General features: G+C 60.3%; 15 protein-coding genes. 8 read left to right on the top strand and 7 right to left on the bottom strand.

Translation table 11 applies throughout. From position 1 onward, the window contains the following. Positions 1–9 precede the first annotated feature (9 nt). Genes glgX through HMPREF3101_RS05830 form a run of 5 tightly spaced genes read left to right on the top strand, consistent with a single transcriptional unit; the run spans position 10 to position 7,780 of the window. Complete coding sequence (gene glgX, locus HMPREF3101_RS05850; protein WP_070463619.1) at positions 10–2,187, top strand: glycogen debranching protein GlgX; 2,178 nt, start codon at positions 10–12, stop codon at positions 2,185–2,187. Between the two features lie 7 nt (positions 2,188–2,194). Then, positions 2,195–3,568 carry an exonuclease domain-containing protein gene (locus tag HMPREF3101_RS05845; RefSeq protein WP_070463617.1) on the top strand — a complete coding sequence of 458 codons (1,374 nt, stop codon included), beginning with the start codon at positions 2,195–2,197 and terminating at the stop codon, positions 3,566–3,568. Positions 3,569–3,624: 56 nt separating this feature from the next. Next, on the top strand, positions 3,625–4,230 hold the full coding sequence (locus HMPREF3101_RS05840; RefSeq protein WP_141737369.1) for a hypothetical protein: 606 nt from the start codon (positions 3,625–3,627) through the stop codon (positions 4,228–4,230). Positions 4,231–4,262: 32 nt separating this feature from the next. Further along, positions 4,263–6,764, top strand: coding sequence for a malto-oligosyltrehalose synthase (treY, locus tag HMPREF3101_RS05835; protein WP_070463613.1), 2,502 nt, complete (start codon positions 4,263–4,265; stop codon positions 6,762–6,764). Positions 6,765–6,766: 2 nt separating this feature from the next. Next, positions 6,767–7,780, top strand: a complete 1,014-nt coding sequence (locus tag HMPREF3101_RS05830) for a GTP pyrophosphokinase (RefSeq protein ID WP_070463611.1) — start codon at positions 6,767–6,769, stop codon at positions 7,778–7,780. Here HMPREF3101_RS05830 and HMPREF3101_RS05825 read toward each other — a convergent pair. The 3 genes from HMPREF3101_RS05825 to HMPREF3101_RS05815 are packed head-to-tail and all read right to left on the bottom strand — an operon-like array spanning position 7,777 to position 9,050. After that, positions 7,777–8,160, bottom strand: a complete 384-nt coding sequence (locus HMPREF3101_RS05825) for an RNA-binding S4 domain-containing protein (RefSeq protein WP_070463610.1) — start codon at positions 8,158–8,160, stop codon at positions 7,777–7,779. The two genes, HMPREF3101_RS05830 and HMPREF3101_RS05825, sit on opposite strands and share 4 nt — an antisense overlap. A gap of 3 nt (positions 8,161–8,163) precedes the next feature. Then, positions 8,164–8,397: a hypothetical protein gene (locus HMPREF3101_RS05820; RefSeq protein WP_070463608.1), complete on the bottom strand. Its 234-nt coding sequence runs from the start codon at positions 8,395–8,397 to the stop codon at positions 8,164–8,166. 17 nt (positions 8,398–8,414) lie between these two features. Beyond that, entirely contained in the window at positions 8,415–9,050 is a 636-nt protein-coding gene (locus tag HMPREF3101_RS05815) for an IMPACT family protein (RefSeq protein ID WP_070463606.1), read from the bottom strand. Between the two features lie 28 nt (positions 9,051–9,078). Between HMPREF3101_RS05815 and treZ the strand changes: the two genes are divergently transcribed. Next, entirely contained in the window at positions 9,079–10,800 is a 1,722-nt protein-coding gene (treZ, locus tag HMPREF3101_RS05810) for a malto-oligosyltrehalose trehalohydrolase (RefSeq protein ID WP_141737368.1), read from the top strand. Here treZ and ilvA read toward each other — a convergent pair whose 3' ends face one another. Beyond that, positions 10,801–12,075, bottom strand: a complete 1,275-nt coding sequence (ilvA, locus tag HMPREF3101_RS05805) for a threonine ammonia-lyase IlvA (RefSeq protein ID WP_070463603.1) — start codon at positions 12,073–12,075, stop codon at positions 10,801–10,803. Positions 12,076–12,214: 139 nt separating this feature from the next. Between ilvA and HMPREF3101_RS05800 the strand changes: the two genes are divergently transcribed. Beyond that, entirely contained in the window at positions 12,215–12,592 is a 378-nt protein-coding gene (locus HMPREF3101_RS05800; protein ID WP_070463601.1) for a hypothetical protein, read from the top strand. A 28-nt stretch (positions 12,593–12,620) separates the two neighbouring features. Then, positions 12,621–13,082 carry a hypothetical protein gene (locus tag HMPREF3101_RS05795; protein ID WP_070463599.1) on the top strand — a complete coding sequence of 154 codons (462 nt, stop codon included), beginning with the start codon at positions 12,621–12,623 and terminating at the stop codon, positions 13,080–13,082. Positions 13,083–13,147: 65 nt separating this feature from the next. Here the strand turns inward: HMPREF3101_RS05795 and HMPREF3101_RS05790 are convergent, their stop codons facing one another. From HMPREF3101_RS05790 to HMPREF3101_RS05780, 3 genes are all read right to left on the bottom strand, one after another. Further along, positions 13,148–14,353, bottom strand: coding sequence for a cobalamin-independent methionine synthase II family protein (locus HMPREF3101_RS05790; protein WP_070463597.1), 1,206 nt, complete (start codon positions 14,351–14,353; stop codon positions 13,148–13,150). A gap of 110 nt (positions 14,354–14,463) precedes the next feature. Next, a complete protein-coding gene (dnaE, locus tag HMPREF3101_RS05785; protein ID WP_070463665.1) occupies positions 14,464–18,024 on the bottom strand; it encodes a DNA polymerase III subunit alpha in 3,561 nt (1,186 codons plus the stop codon). 33 nt (positions 18,025–18,057) lie between these two features. Next, a complete protein-coding gene (locus tag HMPREF3101_RS05780) occupies positions 18,058–19,329 on the bottom strand; it encodes an ABC transporter permease (protein WP_070463595.1) in 1,272 nt (423 codons plus the stop codon). Positions 19,330–19,331: the final 2 nt, after the last annotated feature.

Below are 19,331 nucleotides of genomic sequence, written 5' to 3'. Positions count from 1 at the left end.
TCGACCGACATGACTGAAACCATCAACCAGCCTTCCGGCTCGCCCGAAACACCGGAGACCTGGCCAGGGTCCGCGTACCCGCTGGGCTCGACGTATGACGGGGCGGGCACGAACTTTGCACTGTTTTCTAGTGTTGCCACCAAAGTTGAGCTGTGTCTGATCGACCAGGACATGCACGAAACCCGCGTCCCATTAGAAGAGGTAGATAACCACGTCTGGCACGCCTACCTCCCTGGCGTTTCCCCAGGCCAGCGCTACGGCTACCGTGTGCACGGCCCCTGGGACCCGGAAAACGGCAAACGCTGCGACCCGAACAAGCTGTTGGTTGACCCGTATGCGCGCGCGTTTGATGGTGAGTTTGACCAGCACTCCTCACTGTTTTCCTATGACGTGCATGCAGACAATCCGGGCGCTGGCCGCAACGAGGAAGACTCGCTGGGCCACACAATGCTGTCTGTGGTGATCAACCCATTCTTTGATTGGGGCGATGACCGCTCCCCCAACATCCCGGATGAGGAAAGCGTGATTTATGAATGCCACGTTAAGGGGATGACGCAGCTGCATCCGGAGATTCCAGAGAACCTGCGCGGCACCTACGCCGGCATGGCACACCCGGCGATGGTGGAATACCTCACGGATCTTGGCGTAACTGCAATCGAGTTGCTCCCAGTGCACCAGTTCCTTCAGGACGATCGCTTGCGCGACCTAGGCCTGCGCAACTACTGGGGCTACAACACGTTTGGCTTCTTCGCGCCGGAGAATCACTACGCTTCTTCCAAGAAGCCGGGCGATGCGGTGGCAGAGTTCAAGCATATGGTGCGCGCCTACCACGAGGCCGGCATTGAGGTGATCCTGGATGTGGTGTACAACCACACCGCTGAGGGCAACCATATGGGCCCAACCATTGCGTTTCGCGGCATTGATAATGAGGCCTACTACCGCCTGGTAGACGGGGATCGCTTCCACTACATGGACTACACCGGTACCGGTAACTCGCTGAACGTGCGCGACCCACATTCACTACAGCTGATCATGGATTCGCTGCGTTACTGGGTCACTGAGATGCACGTGGATGGGTTCCGCTTCGATCTGGCTTCCACCCTGGCGCGTGAGTTTTCTGACGTGGACCGCCTGGCCACGTTCTTTGACCTTGTCCAGCAAGATCCGATTGTCAGCCAGGTCAAGCTGATCGCGGAACCCTGGGATGTGGGTGAGAACGGTTACCAGGTTGGCAACTTTCCAGCACTGTGGAGCGAGTGGAACGGCAAGTACCGCGACACTATGCGTGATTTCTGGCGCGGCGAAGACTCCACCCTGGGCGAGTTTGCTTCACGTTTGACTGGGTCTTCTGACCTTTACCAGCACAATGGGCGTCGTCCAACGCACTCCATTAATTTCATCACCGCACACGACGGCTTCACACTCAATGACTTGGTCAGCTACAACGAAAAGCACAACGCGGCCAATGGTGAGGACAACCGTGATGGTGAAAGCCACAACCGCTCCTGGAACTGTGGTGTGGAGGGCCCCACGGATGATCCTGAGGTGCTGCAGCTGCGTGCACAGCAGCGCCGTAATTTCCTGACCACGCTGTTGCTTTCCCAAGGCACTCCGATGATTGCGCACGGTGACGAGTTTGCGCGCACGCAGAATGGCAACAACAACGTCTACTGCCAGGACAATGAGATTGCGTGGATGAACTGGGAGCTGTTGGAGGAATCCAAGGAGCTGCACGATTTCACCAAACGCCTCATTGCCATCCGTAAGGCGCACCCGGTGTTTCGCCGTCGCCGCTTTCTCAGCGGTGGCGCGTTGGGCGAGGACGTGCCGGATCGTGAGATTGCCTGGCTGACTCCGGACGGACAGCTGATGAAGCAAAGCGATTGGGATTTCGCTTTTGGCAAGGCGCTGATGGTCTACCTCAACGGTGATGCCATTACAGAGGCGGATCGCCGAGGCCGCAAGGTCAACGATAACTCGTTTGCCCTGCTGTTTAACGCTCACTTTGAGGACATTGATTTCACCGTGCCGCCGCAGCAGTTCGGCGCTACGTGGGAGATGTTGATTGACACCACTGAGCCGCTTGGGTACCCCGAGGTAAAAACGGTTGTGGCGGCAGGCGATACGGTAGTGGTTCCGGCGCGTGCCACGCTGGTGCTTAAACAGGTCGAACCCCCGGTGAGGTAGATACAACATGTTTGCAGTCCACGGTGCTCGGGTGATGGTGACTAACCGTGAGGTGGTGGTTTCTCCGACCCTGCTTGCGGCATCCCTGCGCGGCGATTCCGCTGATCGTGTCATTCCGCTTGCAGAGATCACGGGCATGACTGAGTTTGCAGGTGACTCATGGTCACCAAGCTCCTTGGAGCTGAAGCTTGCCGACGGCGCGCTGACCCTTCACTTCTACCCCACCGATCCTGAGGGCCCGAAGGCTTTGGTGGCGCTGATCGAAGCCGCTCGTCGCGGTGAGGCTCCTGAGGCTGCAGCGGTTGATGGCGCAGCCGGCATTCCTGGGCTGAGCTTTGTGGCCCTGGACGTGGAGACCGCAAACCAGCAGTGGGGTTCCATCTGCCAGATCGGCATGGTGAAGGTCATCGACGGCGAGGAAGTCGAGCGGGTGTCGTGGAAATGCCGCCCGCCTACCGGCCTTGACTCCTTCGATCCGTTTAATGTGTCCATCCACGGAATTACTGCAGAGGATATCGTTGACTGCCCGGCAGTCGGGGACTTGATGGAGGATGTCGCCGCGTTTATTGGTGAGCTTCCCATAGTGGCGCATAACGCCCAGTTTGACGCCTCGGCACTGCGATACGCCTGCTTGGCTTCGCACACGCCGGTGCCGCGGGTGATGTTTGCCTGCACGCTGGCGCTTTCGCGCGCCACCAAGCTTGATGTGCAAAACCACCGCCTGCCAACCCTGGCCAAACATTTCAACGTTGCGTTGGATAATCACCACGACGCGGCAGCTGACGCCGCGGCCTGCGCTGGTATCCTGACCGGGCTTGCCCGGGGCGCCGGGTACGAGGGCAGTCTCATGGGCTTTGTCCACGGCGCTGGGTTTGCGTTGGGCTCGATTGATCATGACCGGGTAACGCCGGTGTTACGGGACCGATCTGGGGCAACGAGGGCCCTTCAGGCAAAAGCTGCCAAGCAAGGTTCGATGACCGCGGTGGTGGACGCCGTAGTTGAACCTGAGGGCAACAACCAGAACGTTGCCAATGCCCCGAAGCGCACGCGCCGGCCTGCGCCGTGGGATGCGGTGGCTACCCCGGATATGATCCCGGAGCCGGATGCCACAGCTGACCCGAACTCCCCGTTGTACGGCGAGAACGTCACCTTGTCGGGTGACTTCGAGCCCTTTGACAAGGGCGAGTTGTGGGCCGGCATCGCCGCGCACGGCGGCCAGGTGGGTAAGAACGTGACCAAGAAGACCACGATCTTGGTTGCTGGTGAGTGGGCAACGATGACGTCGAAGGAAAAACGCGCCCGTGAGCTGCAGGAAAAGGGCCAGGAGATCCAGATCTGGACCGCCGCTGAGCTGTTGGAGGCACTTGGCTACGACGAGTAGCAAAAGTTTTTCCCGACGCGAGGGAACCGGGGCGGGTGCTTCGCGGTCTAATACATATGCAGACAACACTTTTAGACCATCGTTGCGTATCCCCTATCAACCACCGGCTTTTCCCCCGCCTCGCCCGGCGCGACCCATCTGTAGCCGGTGGTGCCAAGGCGTGGCTTACTCCAGGTTTTGACGCTTCCACGGCGTTTGTCAGCCTGTCGCCTGGGTTGGTGTGTGCTTTCGAGGGGCCCAACGGTGAGGTGCTGACGCACCAGGAGGTTGGTGAACTGGGGTTGAGCCCGCACCAGGCGTGGAATGCTGCTGCGCGATCCTTGCGGGCAACGGCGGTTACGGCTTCCGGTGTGCAGTTTTTCTCCCGCCCCGCGTCCGTGATACTGGGCTCCCACGCCCCGCGTGGCGTGGAGGTCCGTGGTGATGCGAATACTGCCGCTGCCTGGTGTGCGCACCCGTTGACGTTTGGCATGCTGCACGCACACTTTTCTTCGATCCTGAGCCCGACGCAGGATCTGGTGTTCTTCTCACGGGATCAGCGTGAGCTGTTTGTCTTTGATGCGGATCAGTTTGATGTTGTCCGCGCATTGGGGCCCGAGGGTGTGTTGTTGTTCTCGCTCGGGTTTCCGCTGCTTGCTCGCACACGCGTTTCGTTGGCGTAGCCGATGGGCGTTGCGGCGCTAGGGTTGTCTACATGCGCCGGCCTATTACTTCCACGTACCGCCTGCAACTTCGTGGTCCCCATGCGGACCCAGATGGCAGGACCTTTGGTTTTGCTGAAGCCGCCCAACAAGTGCCATATTTGCGCGATCTTGGGGTGTCTCACATCTACCTCTCCCCCATTTTCACTGCGATGCCTGAGTCCAATCACAATTATGACGTGACTGACCCCACCACGGTGAACCCACAGCTCGGTGGCATTGAGGGTTTACGCGAGCTGGCTCGCGTCGCCCACGACAGTGGCCTTGGACTGATCCTGGACATCGTGCCGAACCACCTGGGTGTGGAAAACCCGCGGATGAACCAGTGGTTCTGGGACGTGCTGAAGCACGGCCGGGATTCGGAGTTTGAGTGCTATTTCGACATTGATTGGCATGAAGACAACGGCGCCGGCGGCAAGATGGGGATGCCGGTTTTGGCCAAGGAGGGCGATGAGGACAAGCTTGAGCTGGTCCACTTGCCCGCGGAGGCGTTCCCTGAAGGCGCCGCCCCCGATGGCGAGGTAGTGCTGAAGTACTACGACTCCTACTTCCCCGTTACACCAGGGAGCTTTGATTCGCTTGACGACGCCGCGTTGGACGTCTACCAGCGCCAACCCTACAAGCTGATGTACTGGCGCGACGGGGTGATCTCCTATCGTCGCTTCTTTTCCGTCAACGGCCTAGCTGGTGTACGCCAGGAGGATCCGCTGGTCTTCGAGCGCACGCACCGGCTTCTTCGCCAACTGATCGCGGAAGACCTCATTGACGGCGTGCGTGTGGACCACCCGGATGGCCTTGCGGATCCGTTTGAGTACCTCAACCGGCTACGAGACTTAATTGGCCCAGACCGCTGGCTGGTGGTGGAGAAGATCCTTGAGGTGACCGAGCCTTTGGATCCTCGTCTGAAGATCGACGGCACCACGGGTTATGACGCCATGCGTGAACTCGACGGCGTGTTTGTCAATCAAGACGCTGAAGACGCTCTGTCCGTGCTAGCCATGCAGCACACCGGCTCCACCTGGGACGAGGCCGCACTTGACGCCGCAGAACCACAACTCAAGCGCCGCGTAGCCACCTACGAGCTGGCCGCAGAGGTTCGCAGGCTGGCGCGGGCGATACGCCGCGACAACTTCTCCACCGCAGGCAATGACGTCAGCGAGGAAGATCTCATAGACACCGTCGTGGAACTGATGTCTGCCATTCCGGTCTACCGCGCGGACTACCGCTCCCTGTCGCGCATCCTGTCCACCGTGATCGCAGAGATGGCTGTTGCCCAGCCTGATCGTGTAGACGCCCTGAACCTGATCTCCGCCGCCATGCTGGCCCGAGGCGAGGCAGAAACACGCTTCGCCCAAGTCAGCGGCGCAGTGATGGCCAAGGGTGTGGAAGACACCTTGTACTACCGTGCAAGCCGCCTTGTGGCTCTCCAGGAGGTCGGGGGCGCGCCGGGCCGATTCGGGGTGAGTGCGGCGGAGTTCCACCTGTTGCAACAAGAGCGTGCCCACCTGTGGCCGAAGGCGATGACCTCGCTGACCACGCACGACACTAAACGCAGCGAGGACACCCGCGCCCGCATGCTGGAGATCTCTGAGGTTGATGCCGCTTTTGCGGAGCTCACACGTAACGTGTTTGCACTGGTGCCACCACCTGATACGTTCACCGGCCATTTCTTGCTGCAAAACGTCTTGGGTGTGTGGCCGACCAACGGCGCCATCAGCGAGTCGTTGCGTATGCGTCTGCACGAGTACGCACTGAAAGCGATACGTGAAGCCGGTGTGAACACCACCTGGCTGGACCGCGAGGACGACTATGAACACGCCATCGTCGCTTGGATTGATGCGCTGATTGATGGACCTGCGACTGAGGACATCGCACGCCTTGCCGCTGATCTGCATCGCGGTGGCGTGGTGGTCTCGCTCGGACGCAAGGCGCTGCAGCTGGCTGGTGCCGGTGTGGCTGATACGTACCAGGGCCAGGAGTGCTTCGACTACTCCCTGGTTGATCCGGATAACCGGCGGTTTGTGGACTATGGCGTGCGTGCGTCCATACTCGCCAGCTACCGCGAGGCCCGCTTAAGCGATGACTTTGATGCGGCGGCGTTTATAGGCGATATCACCAGCCCCGGGGGAGCTGACCGCGCGAAACTGCTCACCACTACCGAGGGCCTGCACTTGCGCCTGGAGTACCCGGCGTTGTTTACGGAAGGCGACCACCAGGCTGTCTTCGCTGTCGGCGAGGCCCACGATTGCCTGATCGGGCTTGCGCGTGGCGACGCCGCAGGTCCCAGCGTCATCGCCCTTGCCACCCGCACCCCACTTGGCCTTGAGGCGCGCGGTGGCTGGGGCGAGACCACTGTCCGCCTTCCTGAAGGCGAGTGGACGGACCGCTTCACCGGCAAGGTTTATTCGGGTGACACGGACGTTGCAGATCTGTTCGCGGTCTTGCCTACTGCCTTGTTGGTCTCTTCCCAACTCACCCAGACGGGACGCGTGTAACTATGCCTAGGCAAGACAACATCACCATTGCCCGGCTGGGTTCCACATACGCGGAGTGGGTCAAGGCCAACCCGGAGATTGCTACCCACTTTCGCGACGCGTTGCATGAGCTTATGTCTGACGCCGGCATCACCTTTGACCGGGTGGACGTGCGGGTGAAAACGTGGACCTCGTTGAAGGAAAAAGCCCGCAAACTCAACGAGAAGGGCAACCCTGTCTACCCCGATCCGTGGACTGACATCAAAGACATCATCGGGGCACGCGTGACAGTCCTGCATTCGACTGAGATCCCCGCGGTGCAGCGTCTTTTAGCAGACCAGTTCGAGGTCCTGCGCAGCGTGAACAAGGCCGAGGAAACGCGTGTCTCAGGGGGCTTTGGCTACGGTTCGCACCACCTGCAGGTGCGAGTCACGGATAATTCAGAAGGCCTTGAGGACTACATTGGTACCGTCTTTGAAGTCCAAATCCGTACTGTGCTGCAGCACGCGTGGGCGGAGTTTGAGCACGATATCCGCTACAAACGCGCCGCAGAGGCGAAAACGGACCCGCAAGTAGACCGCGCGTTTACCCTTGCCGCTGGCCTTATTGAACTTGCGGACCAGCAGTTTGACCAGATCGCAAGCATCACAAACTCACACAAGCAGGCAACACCGGCGGAGGCATCCGACACCACTGCGGAACTGACACCGGAAACCCTACCGGGCATCCTCACGGTGTACCTGGGGTCCCAGTACCCGCTCTCACGTGCCACTACGTACCGCTTCCTCAACGAACTGTTGCGCATCCATGGCATTGAACGCGTCGACCAACTTGCGGAGCTGCTCAACCCCGCCGACGTTGAAGCGGTGCTGCATTCCATCAAAAGCCCGTTTACCCCGGGCCAAGTGCGCATTGTGGACGACGTGTTGCTCAACCGCTTCGGCACCGAGCACATTGAGCGCACGTGGGATGCGGGTAACCGTCCGAGGGAGCGCAAGCTTCGCCTCACGCGGCGGTTGGCCAAACTGCGCAGTTAGCGGCTACGGCCCAGCAGCCGATCGGTTTCGCGGCGTTCCTTCTTGGTAGGTCTGCCCGCACCGCGGTCGCGCTTCGGCATGGAGGCGAAAATGTCCATCGGTGGTGGCGGCGGGGACACGTCCACGTAGCACTGTCGCGCGATCGGCGCACCGACGCGTTTGCGCACGGTTGCGGTGACGTCGAACTCCATATAGCGGTGGTCTTTCCACACGCGAACGTGATCGCCAGGCACTACTTGTGCTGCGGCTTTCACCGCCTCACTGTTGAGTTTCACGTGCCCGGCGCGCACAGCTTCGGCCGCTTGGCTGCGGGTTTTGAAGATGCGAACGGCCCACAGCCAGACGTCTATGCGCACTGGGGCGCTATCGGGTTGGGTCACTGCCTAGTACTGGTCCTGGTGGTTAACAATGCGCTGGACTTTGTTCCAGTTCACGTATCCGCCGACAACGGCGATGACAAAGCCGAGTATAAGCACGGTCCAGCTTCCGGCGAGCAGACCAAGCACAATGCCGCCTGCGACACCGCCGCCGGCCCAGATGGCTGCGTTGCGGGAGTAGGTACGCACGGCCTGCTTGCGTGCTTCGATGGGGTTGTTCGGTCGTGGCTGCAGCGTCATGGCGGTGATTGTACCTGTTAGCGCTCCACCCATTGGTGCCCGCCAGAGCGCGTCGTGGCGTTGCCTTGGGTCAGGGCGGCAATGTGGGCGTCGATAACCTCGCGCTCGCCCGGCTCATAGGCCAGGGTGTAGCGGGCGAGCCGGCCGTATTCCACCCCAATCACATCTACGCCACGCACGCGCAGTTCGGCCTCGATGCGCCCGGCATCCGCATGCGGCAGGTCCACAGTGACCAGCTCTTTCATCGCGCGCGTGACCCGCGTGGTTTTCGCAAGCGTCTCGCTCACGGCATCGGTATATGCACTGACCAGCCCACCGGTGCCGAGTTTGATACCGCCGAAGTAGCGGATCACCACGGCAGCAACGTCGAGCATCTCGGAGCCTTTGAGCACCTCCAGCATGGGTTTGCCGGCGGTGCCGGACGGCTCACCGTCATCGGACGAGCGCTCGATCGGCAGGGCTCCGTCTACATGCACGATGAAAGCTGAGCAGTGGTGCCTCGCATCCGGGAAGGCTTCGCGTGCCCGGTGGATCAGGTCACGTGCTTCATCTTCAGTGGTCGCGCGGTCCACCCAGGTGATAAAGCGGGAGCGTTTAATCTCCAGCTCATGGGTAACAAGCTGGGCGGCGGGACGTTGGTAGGAAGTGAGCATTGCTCTCAGACTAGTACGGTGGGTTGTTGTGACTACACCGCGATTCGACATTTGGGCACCTGCGGCGCATAGCGCGCGCATCATCATCGACGGCACGCAGCACGACATGCGTACCACCGACGGTGGGTGGTTCACCTGCGACGAAGTCCCGTCCCCCGGCCAGCGCTACGCTTTTTTGCTTTTCGACGGCACGTCCTGGTCCACCCCCCTGCCCGACCCGCGTACCCGCTACCAACCCGAGGGTGTTCACGGCCCTTCCGAGGTGGTTGCTACGGAATTCCCCTGGACGGATGACCAGTGGAGCGGCATTGAACTGAAAGACCAAGTGCTCTACGAGCTGCACGTGGGCACGTTTAGCCCCGAGGGGACGTTTGACGGGGTGATAGACAGGCTTGATTACCTGGCCGACCTTGGGGTCAACTCGATTGAGCTGCTGCCAGTGCAACCGTTTGCCGGTGAACGCAACTGGGGTTATGACGGCGTGGATTGGTTTGCTGTGCAGCATTCCTACGGCGGCCCGGAGGGCCTTAAGCGCCTGGTGGATGCGGCGCACGCGCACGGCATCGCCGTGATTATGGACGTGGTGTATAACCACTTCGGTCCCGAGGGCAACTACAAGGGTCTTTTCGGCCCGTACACCACCTCGGGGCACACGGCTTGGGGTGATGTGGTCAACCTTTCGGGCCCCGGCTCGGACGAGGTGCGCGCCTACATCTTGGATGCGGTACATCAGTGGTTAGACGAGTTTCATGTGGACGGGCTTCGCCTGGATGCGGTGCAGGCCTACGATGATCGTCGGGCATATTCCATCATGGAGGAAATCCGCCAGGTGGCCGACGCTATTGCCGCTGCCACCGGCGTCCCACGCACCATCATTGGTGAGACGGACCAAAATGACCCGCGCATTGTCAATGATGAGTCCCGCGGTGGCTACGGCCTTTCCGCCCAGTGGTGCGACGACGTGCACCACGCCATCCACTCCCTGATCGCCGACGAGCGCCAGGGTTACTACTGCGATTACGGCAGCATCGAGATATTGGCTGAGACCATGGCGAACGCGTATCGCTTCCGTGATACGTGGTCGGCGTATCGTGGCCGCACCCACGGCCGTGCTCTGGACCTGTCGCATGTTGCACCGTGGCAGATGGTTACCTACACCACAAATCATGATCAGGTGGGTAATCGTGCGGGGGGCGATAGGCCGTCGCAAAGCGAAAGCCCCGAGCAGCTCATGCTGCGGGCTGCGACGGTGCTGCTGTCGCCGTTCACCCCCATGCTGTTTATGGGCGAAGAGTTCTGCGCGCAGACACCGTTTCCGTTCTTTGTCTCGCACACTGACCCGGAGCTGGTGCGACTGACGCGCGAGGGCCGCCGCCATGATTTCGCCCGCGAGGGCTGGAACGACGCCGACGTGCCCGACCCGGCGGATCCGGCAACCTTCGAATCAGCCAAGCTGGACTGGGAGTTTTCTGCGGAGCAGAAGAAGCTTCTCAACGCCTACCGCACCCTCATCTGCCTCCGCCACTCCCACGGGTTTAACCGCGATGACCTGCGTACGCTGGAGGTTTCCCACGACGAGGCCGGCTGGCTGTGCCTGCGCGAGGGCAGCACCGTGTTTGTGGGCAACTACTCCCCCAACACGGTCACCGTGCCGGTGGGTGGCACACTGGTGTATTCCTTCAGCAACCCACAGGTGACCCCAAGCGAAACCGTGCTGGGACCCTGGGAGTTTGCGCTGATTGAGGGCTAACTAGCCGGAAACAATGTACTCGTACTCTGGGGTGCCCGGCTCTAAGCGGCGGCACTCAATGGGGGATGCCGCCATGCGCTCAAGCAGCGGATCTAAGTCGCTTGCGCGGCTCAGTTCCAAGCCTGCGAGTGCGGCACCAGTTTCGCGGTTGTTCTTCTTCAGGTACTCGAACAGCACGATGTCATCATCCGGGCCCAGGATGTCTGTAAGGAAGGAGCGCAGCTGGCCCGGCTCCTGAGGGAAGTTCACCAGGAAGTAGTGGCGCAGGCCCCTATGTACCAGGGAGCGCTCCATCACCTCGGCGTATCGCAGCACGTCATTGTTGCCGCCAGAGATGATGCACACCACGGTAGAACCAGGCTGGATTTTCAAACTGGCCAAACCAGTCACCGCCAGCGCGCCGGCGGGTTCCGCGATAATGCCCTCGTTTTGGTACAGGGCGAGCATCTCGGTGCACACTGCGCCCTCGTCCGCAATCATCAGGTGAGTACGCCCCTGGTTTTCCTCGATGACCTGGTACGGAAAGGCGCCGATGCGCTTGACAGCGGCACCGTCTACAAACGGGTCGATATCGTCCAACGTGACTGGCTCGCCTGCCTCCATCGCCGCATGCAAGGATGCCGCGCCGCGCGGCTCCACGCCAACGATTGCGGTGCGCGGCGACATGTCCGCAAGATACGAGGTCACCCCCGCCAGCAGCCCGCCACCGCCAACCGGCACGACGATGGTGTCAAGCTCACTGCCCTGGCCGGTCAGCTGTGCGAGCACCTCAGCAGCTACCGTGCCCTGGCCCACCACGGTGTCGCGCGAGTCGAAGGGCTCGATCATGGTCGCGCCGCGCGCCTCAGCGTCCTCACGCGCGGCCTGGGCTGCCTCATCAAACGTGTTACCGGTGACCACCAGCTCAATGTTCTCCCCGCCGTGTACCAGGATGCGGTCACGCTTCTGCTTCGGCGTTGGCTTAGGCACGAAAATCTTGCCCTGAATTCCCAGCGCCCGGCACGCATAGGCCACGCCTTGGGCATGGTTGCCTGCCGACGCCGCGACCACCCCCGCCGCGCGATCCTGCTCATTCAACCGGGAAATGCCGTAGTACGCGCCGCGAATCTTGTAGGAGCGCACATCCTGCAAGTCCTCACGCTTGAGGTAAATGTTGGCGCCGTACTGCTCCGACAGGCGTGGGCAGTACTGCAAAGGGGTCGGTTCAATTACCGAGGAGATGCGCGCCTGCGCCGCCTGAATGTCCGCTGCGTGCACTGGCTGGAACGAAGTCATGGTGGCTAATACTAACGCTAACCGGTAGGCCGACGCTGTGTTTTTCCCCTAAACCTGATAGATTTCTATGCGTCCGAATTGCAAGGGCTGTCAACCTCGCCCATATGCAATCAACCCATTTCTTTTGAGGAGAACTTCTATGAAGCGTATTTCCACCGCTCTTGTTGCTGCCGCTGTTGCAACCGGCCTGGCTATCACCCCGGCTGTTGCCGAGGAGCCGGTAAAGGGAGACAACAACGTGACCACACCGGTTGAAACCCCGGAGACGCCGGAGACCCCGGGCGAGGGCGACCAGACCCCGGGCGAGGGCGACCAGACTCCGGGCGACCAGACCCCAGCTGAAGATAAGAAGAGCTCCGGCGTGAACACCGGCTCCGCGATTGGCACCTCCGTGGGTATCCTGTCTGCCGTACTGACCTTGGCTCTCATCATCTTCTCCAACCCGAAGGGCATTGACAAGGCAATCGACATGCTCAACGCTAACTTCGGCCTGGGTCTGCCGAAGTTCGGTTTCTAATAGCTCACCCGAAGGGTTTCAGGCACGTATGAATTCCCGTACCGCGCTCGCGCTTGTTACTGCTGCCGGGCTGGCTCTTACTGGTGTAGCTACTGCTAACGCTTCGAGCAGCTCCAGCAATGGTTCTTCCGGCACCCAGACGAAGTCGACGGTGACCGGCACGACCACCGCCACCGCAACAACCACTGTCACGTACCCGGTGACTACTACCACTACGGTGACCGGCACGGATGGGGTTACCACCGTGGTGGAGTCTGTCATCGAGGAGCCAACGACGGTGACGTTTACCCCGCCGAAGCCGACGGATGCAAGTTCCCGTTTGATGGAAGCAAGCAGCCTGTCTGAGGAAGCTGAGGTGGCATTCACCGTAATCGGCGCAATTATTTCCTCCTTGAGTGTCTTGGCCCAGGTGGCAACGTTCGTGCTTTCCACCAACCCTGAGCTGCTTGCTCAGGTACGCCACGCGCTCGGCGTCGTGCCTGAGGACTAAAGCCAAACAGGCAAAGACCACCATCCCCGTTCAGGTTGGGGTGGTGGTTTTTTACGTGGATAAGCCTAGAAAAGCTCCTCCGAGGCAATGGCCGCGCCCTCTACCAGGGACTCGAGCTTGGCCCACGCAATCTGGTGGTGCAGGCGGCCACCCAAGCCGCAATCGGCGGCGGCGACAACACGCTCTGGTCCGACAACCTCAGCGAACTGGATGATGCGGTCCGCAACTAGGCGGGGGTGCTCCACCGCATTCGTGCTGTGGGAGATCACACCCGGGTAGATCAGCGTGTTCTCCGGCAACTCACGGTTTTGCCACACGCGCCACTCGTGGGCATGGCGCGGGGAGGCACCCTCGAACGAGTAGCCACCGACATCCGCACGCAGGATCTCATCAACAATGTCCTCAAACGGAATGTCCGTCACGTGCGGTCCGTGCCAGGAACCCCAGCAAATGTGCAGGCGAGTCTGCTCTTTGGGTAGGCCCTTGAGCGCGGAGTTGATCGCGTCAACGCGGACGCGAAGCCAGGCGCGGTAGTCCTCCAGGCTCGGCTCAGGGTTGATCTGGTCCCAGGACTCAGCCAGGTCAGGGGCGTCCAGCTGGACGGTAAACCCAGCATCGGTGATTGCTTTGTACTCATGGTGCATTGCATCGGCGCAGGCCTGCACCAGCTCAGCATCGTTGTGGTAGTACTCATCCGTCAAACGCGCTGCGGAACCCGGCGACAACGCCGCCACGAAACCTTCCGTAGCGCCCGCCTTGTCCATAGCTGCGCGCAGGAACTTCACATCCGCGTCCACCTGATCCTGGCCGATGTAGGTCACTGGGCCGGTGAACTTCGGGTTGCCCACCTTCGCACGCCCAGTGAAGATGCCGGAGTGCGGGTCCTCGTAAGCCTCAGAGAACAAAGCGCGGTCACGACGGTCCGAGAAACTGGTCAGCTCAATGTTGCCCGGAGTGGAACGCTTGATGGCCTGGTTCGCCCAACGGTCCTCATCCGTCATGGTGAGACCACCAAGGCGAGTAAAGGAGTAGTTCCACCATGCGCCGTAATCCACGGCACCAGAGGTGATGTGGCCGTACTCGCCCTCGTTGATGATGTCGATGCCAAGGTCCACCTGCTTCTGCACAACCTCATCAATGGAGGTCTGCAGAATTTCGAAAAACTCGTTGTCCTCAATCGTGCCCTCAGCACGGCGGGCATTCGCCTCAAGCAGCGCCTCTGTACGCGGCAGCGAACCTACGTGCGTGGTCCGGATCTTGTTAGAAGTCAATGAACGCTCCTTTTCGGGTACTCAGGAATTTTAAAATTATCTGAACCAGAGAATACGCCAGCCAGCTTCTTTATCCACTTCAGCAGATGTTTCCGCGCCGCGGAAAATCATTACCCTAAAATGCCCGGCCCCATCGACGCCTTCAGGTCACCCATGAGCGACGCAGAGCGATCAACCCGCAGGTGATCTCCCAGTACGAGGAGCTGCGAGTGCTCGCCGTTGACAAGGTTGAGGTACACGTCCGTGTCACCCGGGTTGTTGAGCAACACCGACTTGAGCTTGCTGATGTTGTCCACTGTGCACTGGTCGGTGCGCATGGTCAGGCGCAGCGGCAAACCGGCGCCGCCGCCGGGGCCGAGTTCCGGCACCTTGACGTCATCACCGAACAGGCTCATGCGCTCATCGCGGATGGAGACGTGTGCCTTGACCAAAATGATGTTGTCTTCAACGATCTGCGGCGCCACAAGTGCGTAGACCTTGTTGAACAGCAGCACCTCAACCTGGGCACCGTGGTGGTCTTCAATCGTGACAATGGCCCACGGGGAGCCGTCCTTCTTGGAAAACCTGCGGTCCACCGAGGAGATCAGTCCGCCGATGGTCACCTCAGCGCCGTGGCGCAGTTCGCCCGCCAAGATGGTCGTCAGCTGCGTATCGGTCTGCGCGTCAATGGCTTCTTCAAAGCCATCCAGCGGGTGGCCAGAGACGTACAGGCCCAACATTTCACGCTCCAGCGCTAGGGCGTGTTTCTTCTCCCACTCATCATCCGGAACTTCAATGGCAAAGGCATTGGCCGTGGCCTCATCGTCGCCGCCAAAGGAGGCAAACAGGTCAAACTGGCCCTTATCCGCAGCCTTCTTCGTGGCAAGCACGGAATCCACGGCGTCTTCCTGGATCAGCATCAAGCCCTTGCGCGGGTGCCCAAGTGAGTCAAACGCACCTGCCTTGATCAAAGATTCTGTGATGCGCTTGTTACACGGCAGCAGATCAATCTTGTCCAGGTAGTCCGAGAAGCTTGTAAATGCCCCCTTGGCGTGGCGGGTTTCCTTAATGGACTCCACCACTTCCACACCAACGTTGCGGATGGCGGCAAGGCCGTAGCGGACGTCTTTACCCACGGCCATGAAGTTTTCTTCGGACTCATTGATATCCGGCTGCAGCACAGAGATCCCCATGTGGCGGCAATCGGATAGATAGATGGCTGACTTGTCCTTCTTGTCACCCACAGAGGTCAACAGTGCCGCCATGTACTCGGCGGTGTAGTTCGCCTTCATATAGGCCGTCCAGTACGACACCAGCGCATACCCCGCAGCGTGCGACTTGTTAAACGCGTAGGACGCAAACGGTTCGATCGTGCCCCACAGCGCGTCCACCGCCGCCTTGGAGTAACCGTTCTCAAACATGCCCTGGGAGAACGTCTCGTACTCCTTGGCCAGCACCTCCGGCTTCTTCTTACCCATGGCTTTACGGAAGCCGTCTGCTTGGCCGGCGGTGTAGTTGGCCACTTTCTGAGAGATGTTCATGATCTGCTCTTGGTACACGATCAGGCCGTAGGTCTCATCCAAAATCTCCCGCAGCGGCTCTTCCAGCTCCGGATGAATTGGGGTGATCGGCTTGCGCCCATTCTTGCGGTCCGCGTAATCCCAGTGCGCGTTCACACCCATCGGGCCCGGGCGGTACAGCGCCAAAGACGCCACAATATCGTTAAAGCCCGTCGGCTTCATGCGCTTGAGCAGCTCCTGCATGCCACCAGAGTCCAGCTGGAACACACCCAGTGTGTCGCCGCGGCCGAGTAGCTCGTACACGGCTGCGTCGTCAGTATCCAAGCCTTCTAGGTCGATGGTTTCGCCCCGGTTCTTTTCGACGTTTTCCAGCGCATCCCCCAGCACCGTCAAGTTTCGCAGACCCAAAAAGTCCATCTTCAGCAGGCCGATGGCCTCACACGCCGGGTAGTCCCAGCCGGTGATCAACGCACCGTCCGCCGGACGCTTCCACATCGGAATGTGCTCCATCAGCGGCACGGACGCCATAATCACAGCACAGGCGTGCACACCAGCCTGACGGACCACACCTTCAAGGCCACGGGCCGTTTCGTAGATCTTGGCCACATCCGGGTCGGTCTCAATGAGGGATCGCACCTCGGCAGCCTCCGCAAAACGCGGGTGGTCCGGGTCTGTGATACCGGCCAGCGGAATGTCTTTCGCCATGATCGCCGGCGGCAGCGCCGCGTTAATACGGTCCGCCATCTGGAAGCCGGGCTGGCCGAAGTTCACCTTCGCTGCGTCTTTAATGGCCTGCTTGGTCTTCACCGTGCCAAAGGTGATCACCTGGGCAATCTTGTCTTCGCCCCAACGTTCAGCGGCGTAGGTGATCATCTCTCCACGGCGGCGATCATCAAAGTCAATATCAATATCCGGTGCGGACGGACGCTCCGGGTTCAAGAATCGCTCAAAGAGCAGGCCGTGCTCCATCGGGTCAATGTTGGTGATAGTCAGCGCGTACGCCACCAGCGCACCCGCAGCCGAACCACGGCCAGGACCGACGCGAATACCAATCTCACGAGCGTGCTTAATAATCTCGGCGACGATGAGGAAGTAGGACGGGTAGCCCTTCATGTCAATAACGTCCACTTCGTAGCGCGCACGCTCGATGTAGCTCTGCGGCACCTCCTGATCTGGGAAGCGTGCCTGCAAGCCACGCATGACTTCTTCCATCAGCCAAGATGTCGGCGTGTGGCCCTCCGGCACGTCCGCAATCGGCATGCGGTCATGCGGGTGCTCCTCCCACAGCTCCGAGTAATCCCCCACGCGCTCTGCAATCCACAGCGTGTTGTCACAGCCGTCCGGCACATCGGTGTCCCACAGCTCACGCATCTGTTCAGCGGACTTGATGTAGTAGCCGGTGCCATCAAACTTAAAACGGTCCGGGTCCATCAACGTCTTCCCGGTTTGCACACACAGCATCGCCTCGTGCGCCGGCGCCTGCGACTCCAGCACGTAGTGGCAGTCATTGGTCACCAGCGGCGGCAGGTCCAACGCTTGGCCAATGCGCAGCAGGTCTTCTCGCACACGCCGCTCAATGTGCAGGCCGTGGTCCATCAGCTCCAGGAAGTAGTTGTCCCGGCCGTAGATGTCCTGCCACATCGCCGCCGCCTCCAGCGCCGCGTCATACTGGCCCAGGCGCAGACGGGTCTGCACATCACCAGACGGGCAGCCTGTCGTGGCGATAATGCCGTCAGCGTGTTCGGCGATCAGCTCCGCGTCCATACGCGGCCACTTACCAAGCTGACCCTCATAGGACGCCAGCGAAGACAACTTAAACAGGTTACGCAGGCCAGTCGCGTTCTCCGCCAGCATCGTCTGGTGCAGGTACGCGCCAGAGGCAGAAACGTCATCAGATTTCTGGTCGGGCGTGCCCCACAGCACACGCTTCTTGTTAAAGCGCGACTCCGGCGCCATGTAGGCCTCAATGCCAATAATCGGCTTAACGCCAGCGTCTACCATGCGACGGTAGAACGCATTAGACCCGAACATGTTTCCGTGGTCTGTCATGCCCACCGCAGGCATCCCCTGGCGGGCGACTTCCTCCGCCAACAGATCCACCTTTGCCATGCCGTCAAGCATGGAAAACTCTGTGTGGTTATGCAGGTGAACGAAGGAAGATTGCTTGGCCATGCGGACCATCATATCCGCGCCATGACACAGGTGTTATTCGTAGCGCAACGCGTCGATAGGCTGCATCTTTGCTGCCTTTGCCGCTGGATACGCGCCGAAGAACACACCCGTTCCTAAAGAGAACAACAGCGCGAACACCACCGCACTGACTGGCGGCCACGTAAATGCATCAAACGCCGCTGTGGCGATCATGCCGATAGCACCGCCGAAGAGCACGCCGATGATGCCGCCAATGAGACAGACCATCATCGCTTCCACAATGAACTGGACGCGGATGTCATTTTGGGTAGCACCCAGTGCCTTGCGCACACCGATCTCGCGGGTGCGCTCGGTGACCGTGATCAACATAATATTCATCACGCCGATGCCACCGACCAAAAGCGAGATGCCACCAATGGCGGACAGCACCGTGGACATGATGCGGAAAATACCAGTGAGCTCCTCCAGTGAGGACGACAAGTCCACCACTTCCGCCTCATAATCCTCGTTCTTGGCGTACATGCGGTCCAAGTACTGCTGCAGGTCAGCTTGGAACACGGCGCTTTCCTCATCCGGGGAAGACTGCACGCTAAACGACGACACCCAGCTTGCCTCCACACCAACGCGGTCCATAGAGGTAGCCGGCACGAAGATCTTCGCATAGGACTGCGTACCTGTCATCATGCCGCCGGAGTTAAAGGGCTCAAGGACACCCACCACTGTGAATACTGCGGTGGTGGAGTCCAACGTGACGTCGAAACGCTTGCCCAGCGCTTCTTTCGGGTCTCCGTTGAACAGGGCTTCAACGAACTCGGACGACACCACCGCAACAGGGCGCTGGCTATCCAAATCCGCACTGGTGATTCCGCGTCCGTACTGCACCGTTTGCCCTTGCATGTCCAAGGAATCCGGGAGCACTGCGGTCACGCTGGAGCTAGCTGTGGCATCACCGTTGGCCACTTCGCCCTCGCCGCCGACGTCAATGTCCACGGCACGCACCCGGTCACCAAAGCTCGCCTGAAGCTCCGCGAGCTGATCCAAGGTCACACCGTCGCGCTCTTCGGTCGGCGGCATGTAGGACAGCGCGGCAAACGGATCATCGTCCGCCGCTTCCTCATCTGGACGCTCGTGCACGAGCACTGGGTGCGTGGTGGTTCCCACGCCTTCCAGGCCGCGTAGCACCTCGTTCTCCAGAGCGCGGCCGAGCGTCATGATGATGATCACGGCCATGATGCCGATGATGATGCCCAAAAGTGTGAGCAGCGAACGCAGCTTATTGGTGTTCAGACTCGATGCCGCAAGCCTGATGGACTCTCTCACATCCATTG

It is taken from the genome of Corynebacterium sp. HMSC29G08 (genome assembly GCF_001806875.1).
Lineage (GTDB): Bacteria > Actinomycetota > Actinomycetes > Mycobacteriales > Mycobacteriaceae > Corynebacterium.
Note: the sequence above shows the minus strand (reverse complement) of the source record. Positions and strands in the feature narration are given on the sequence as shown.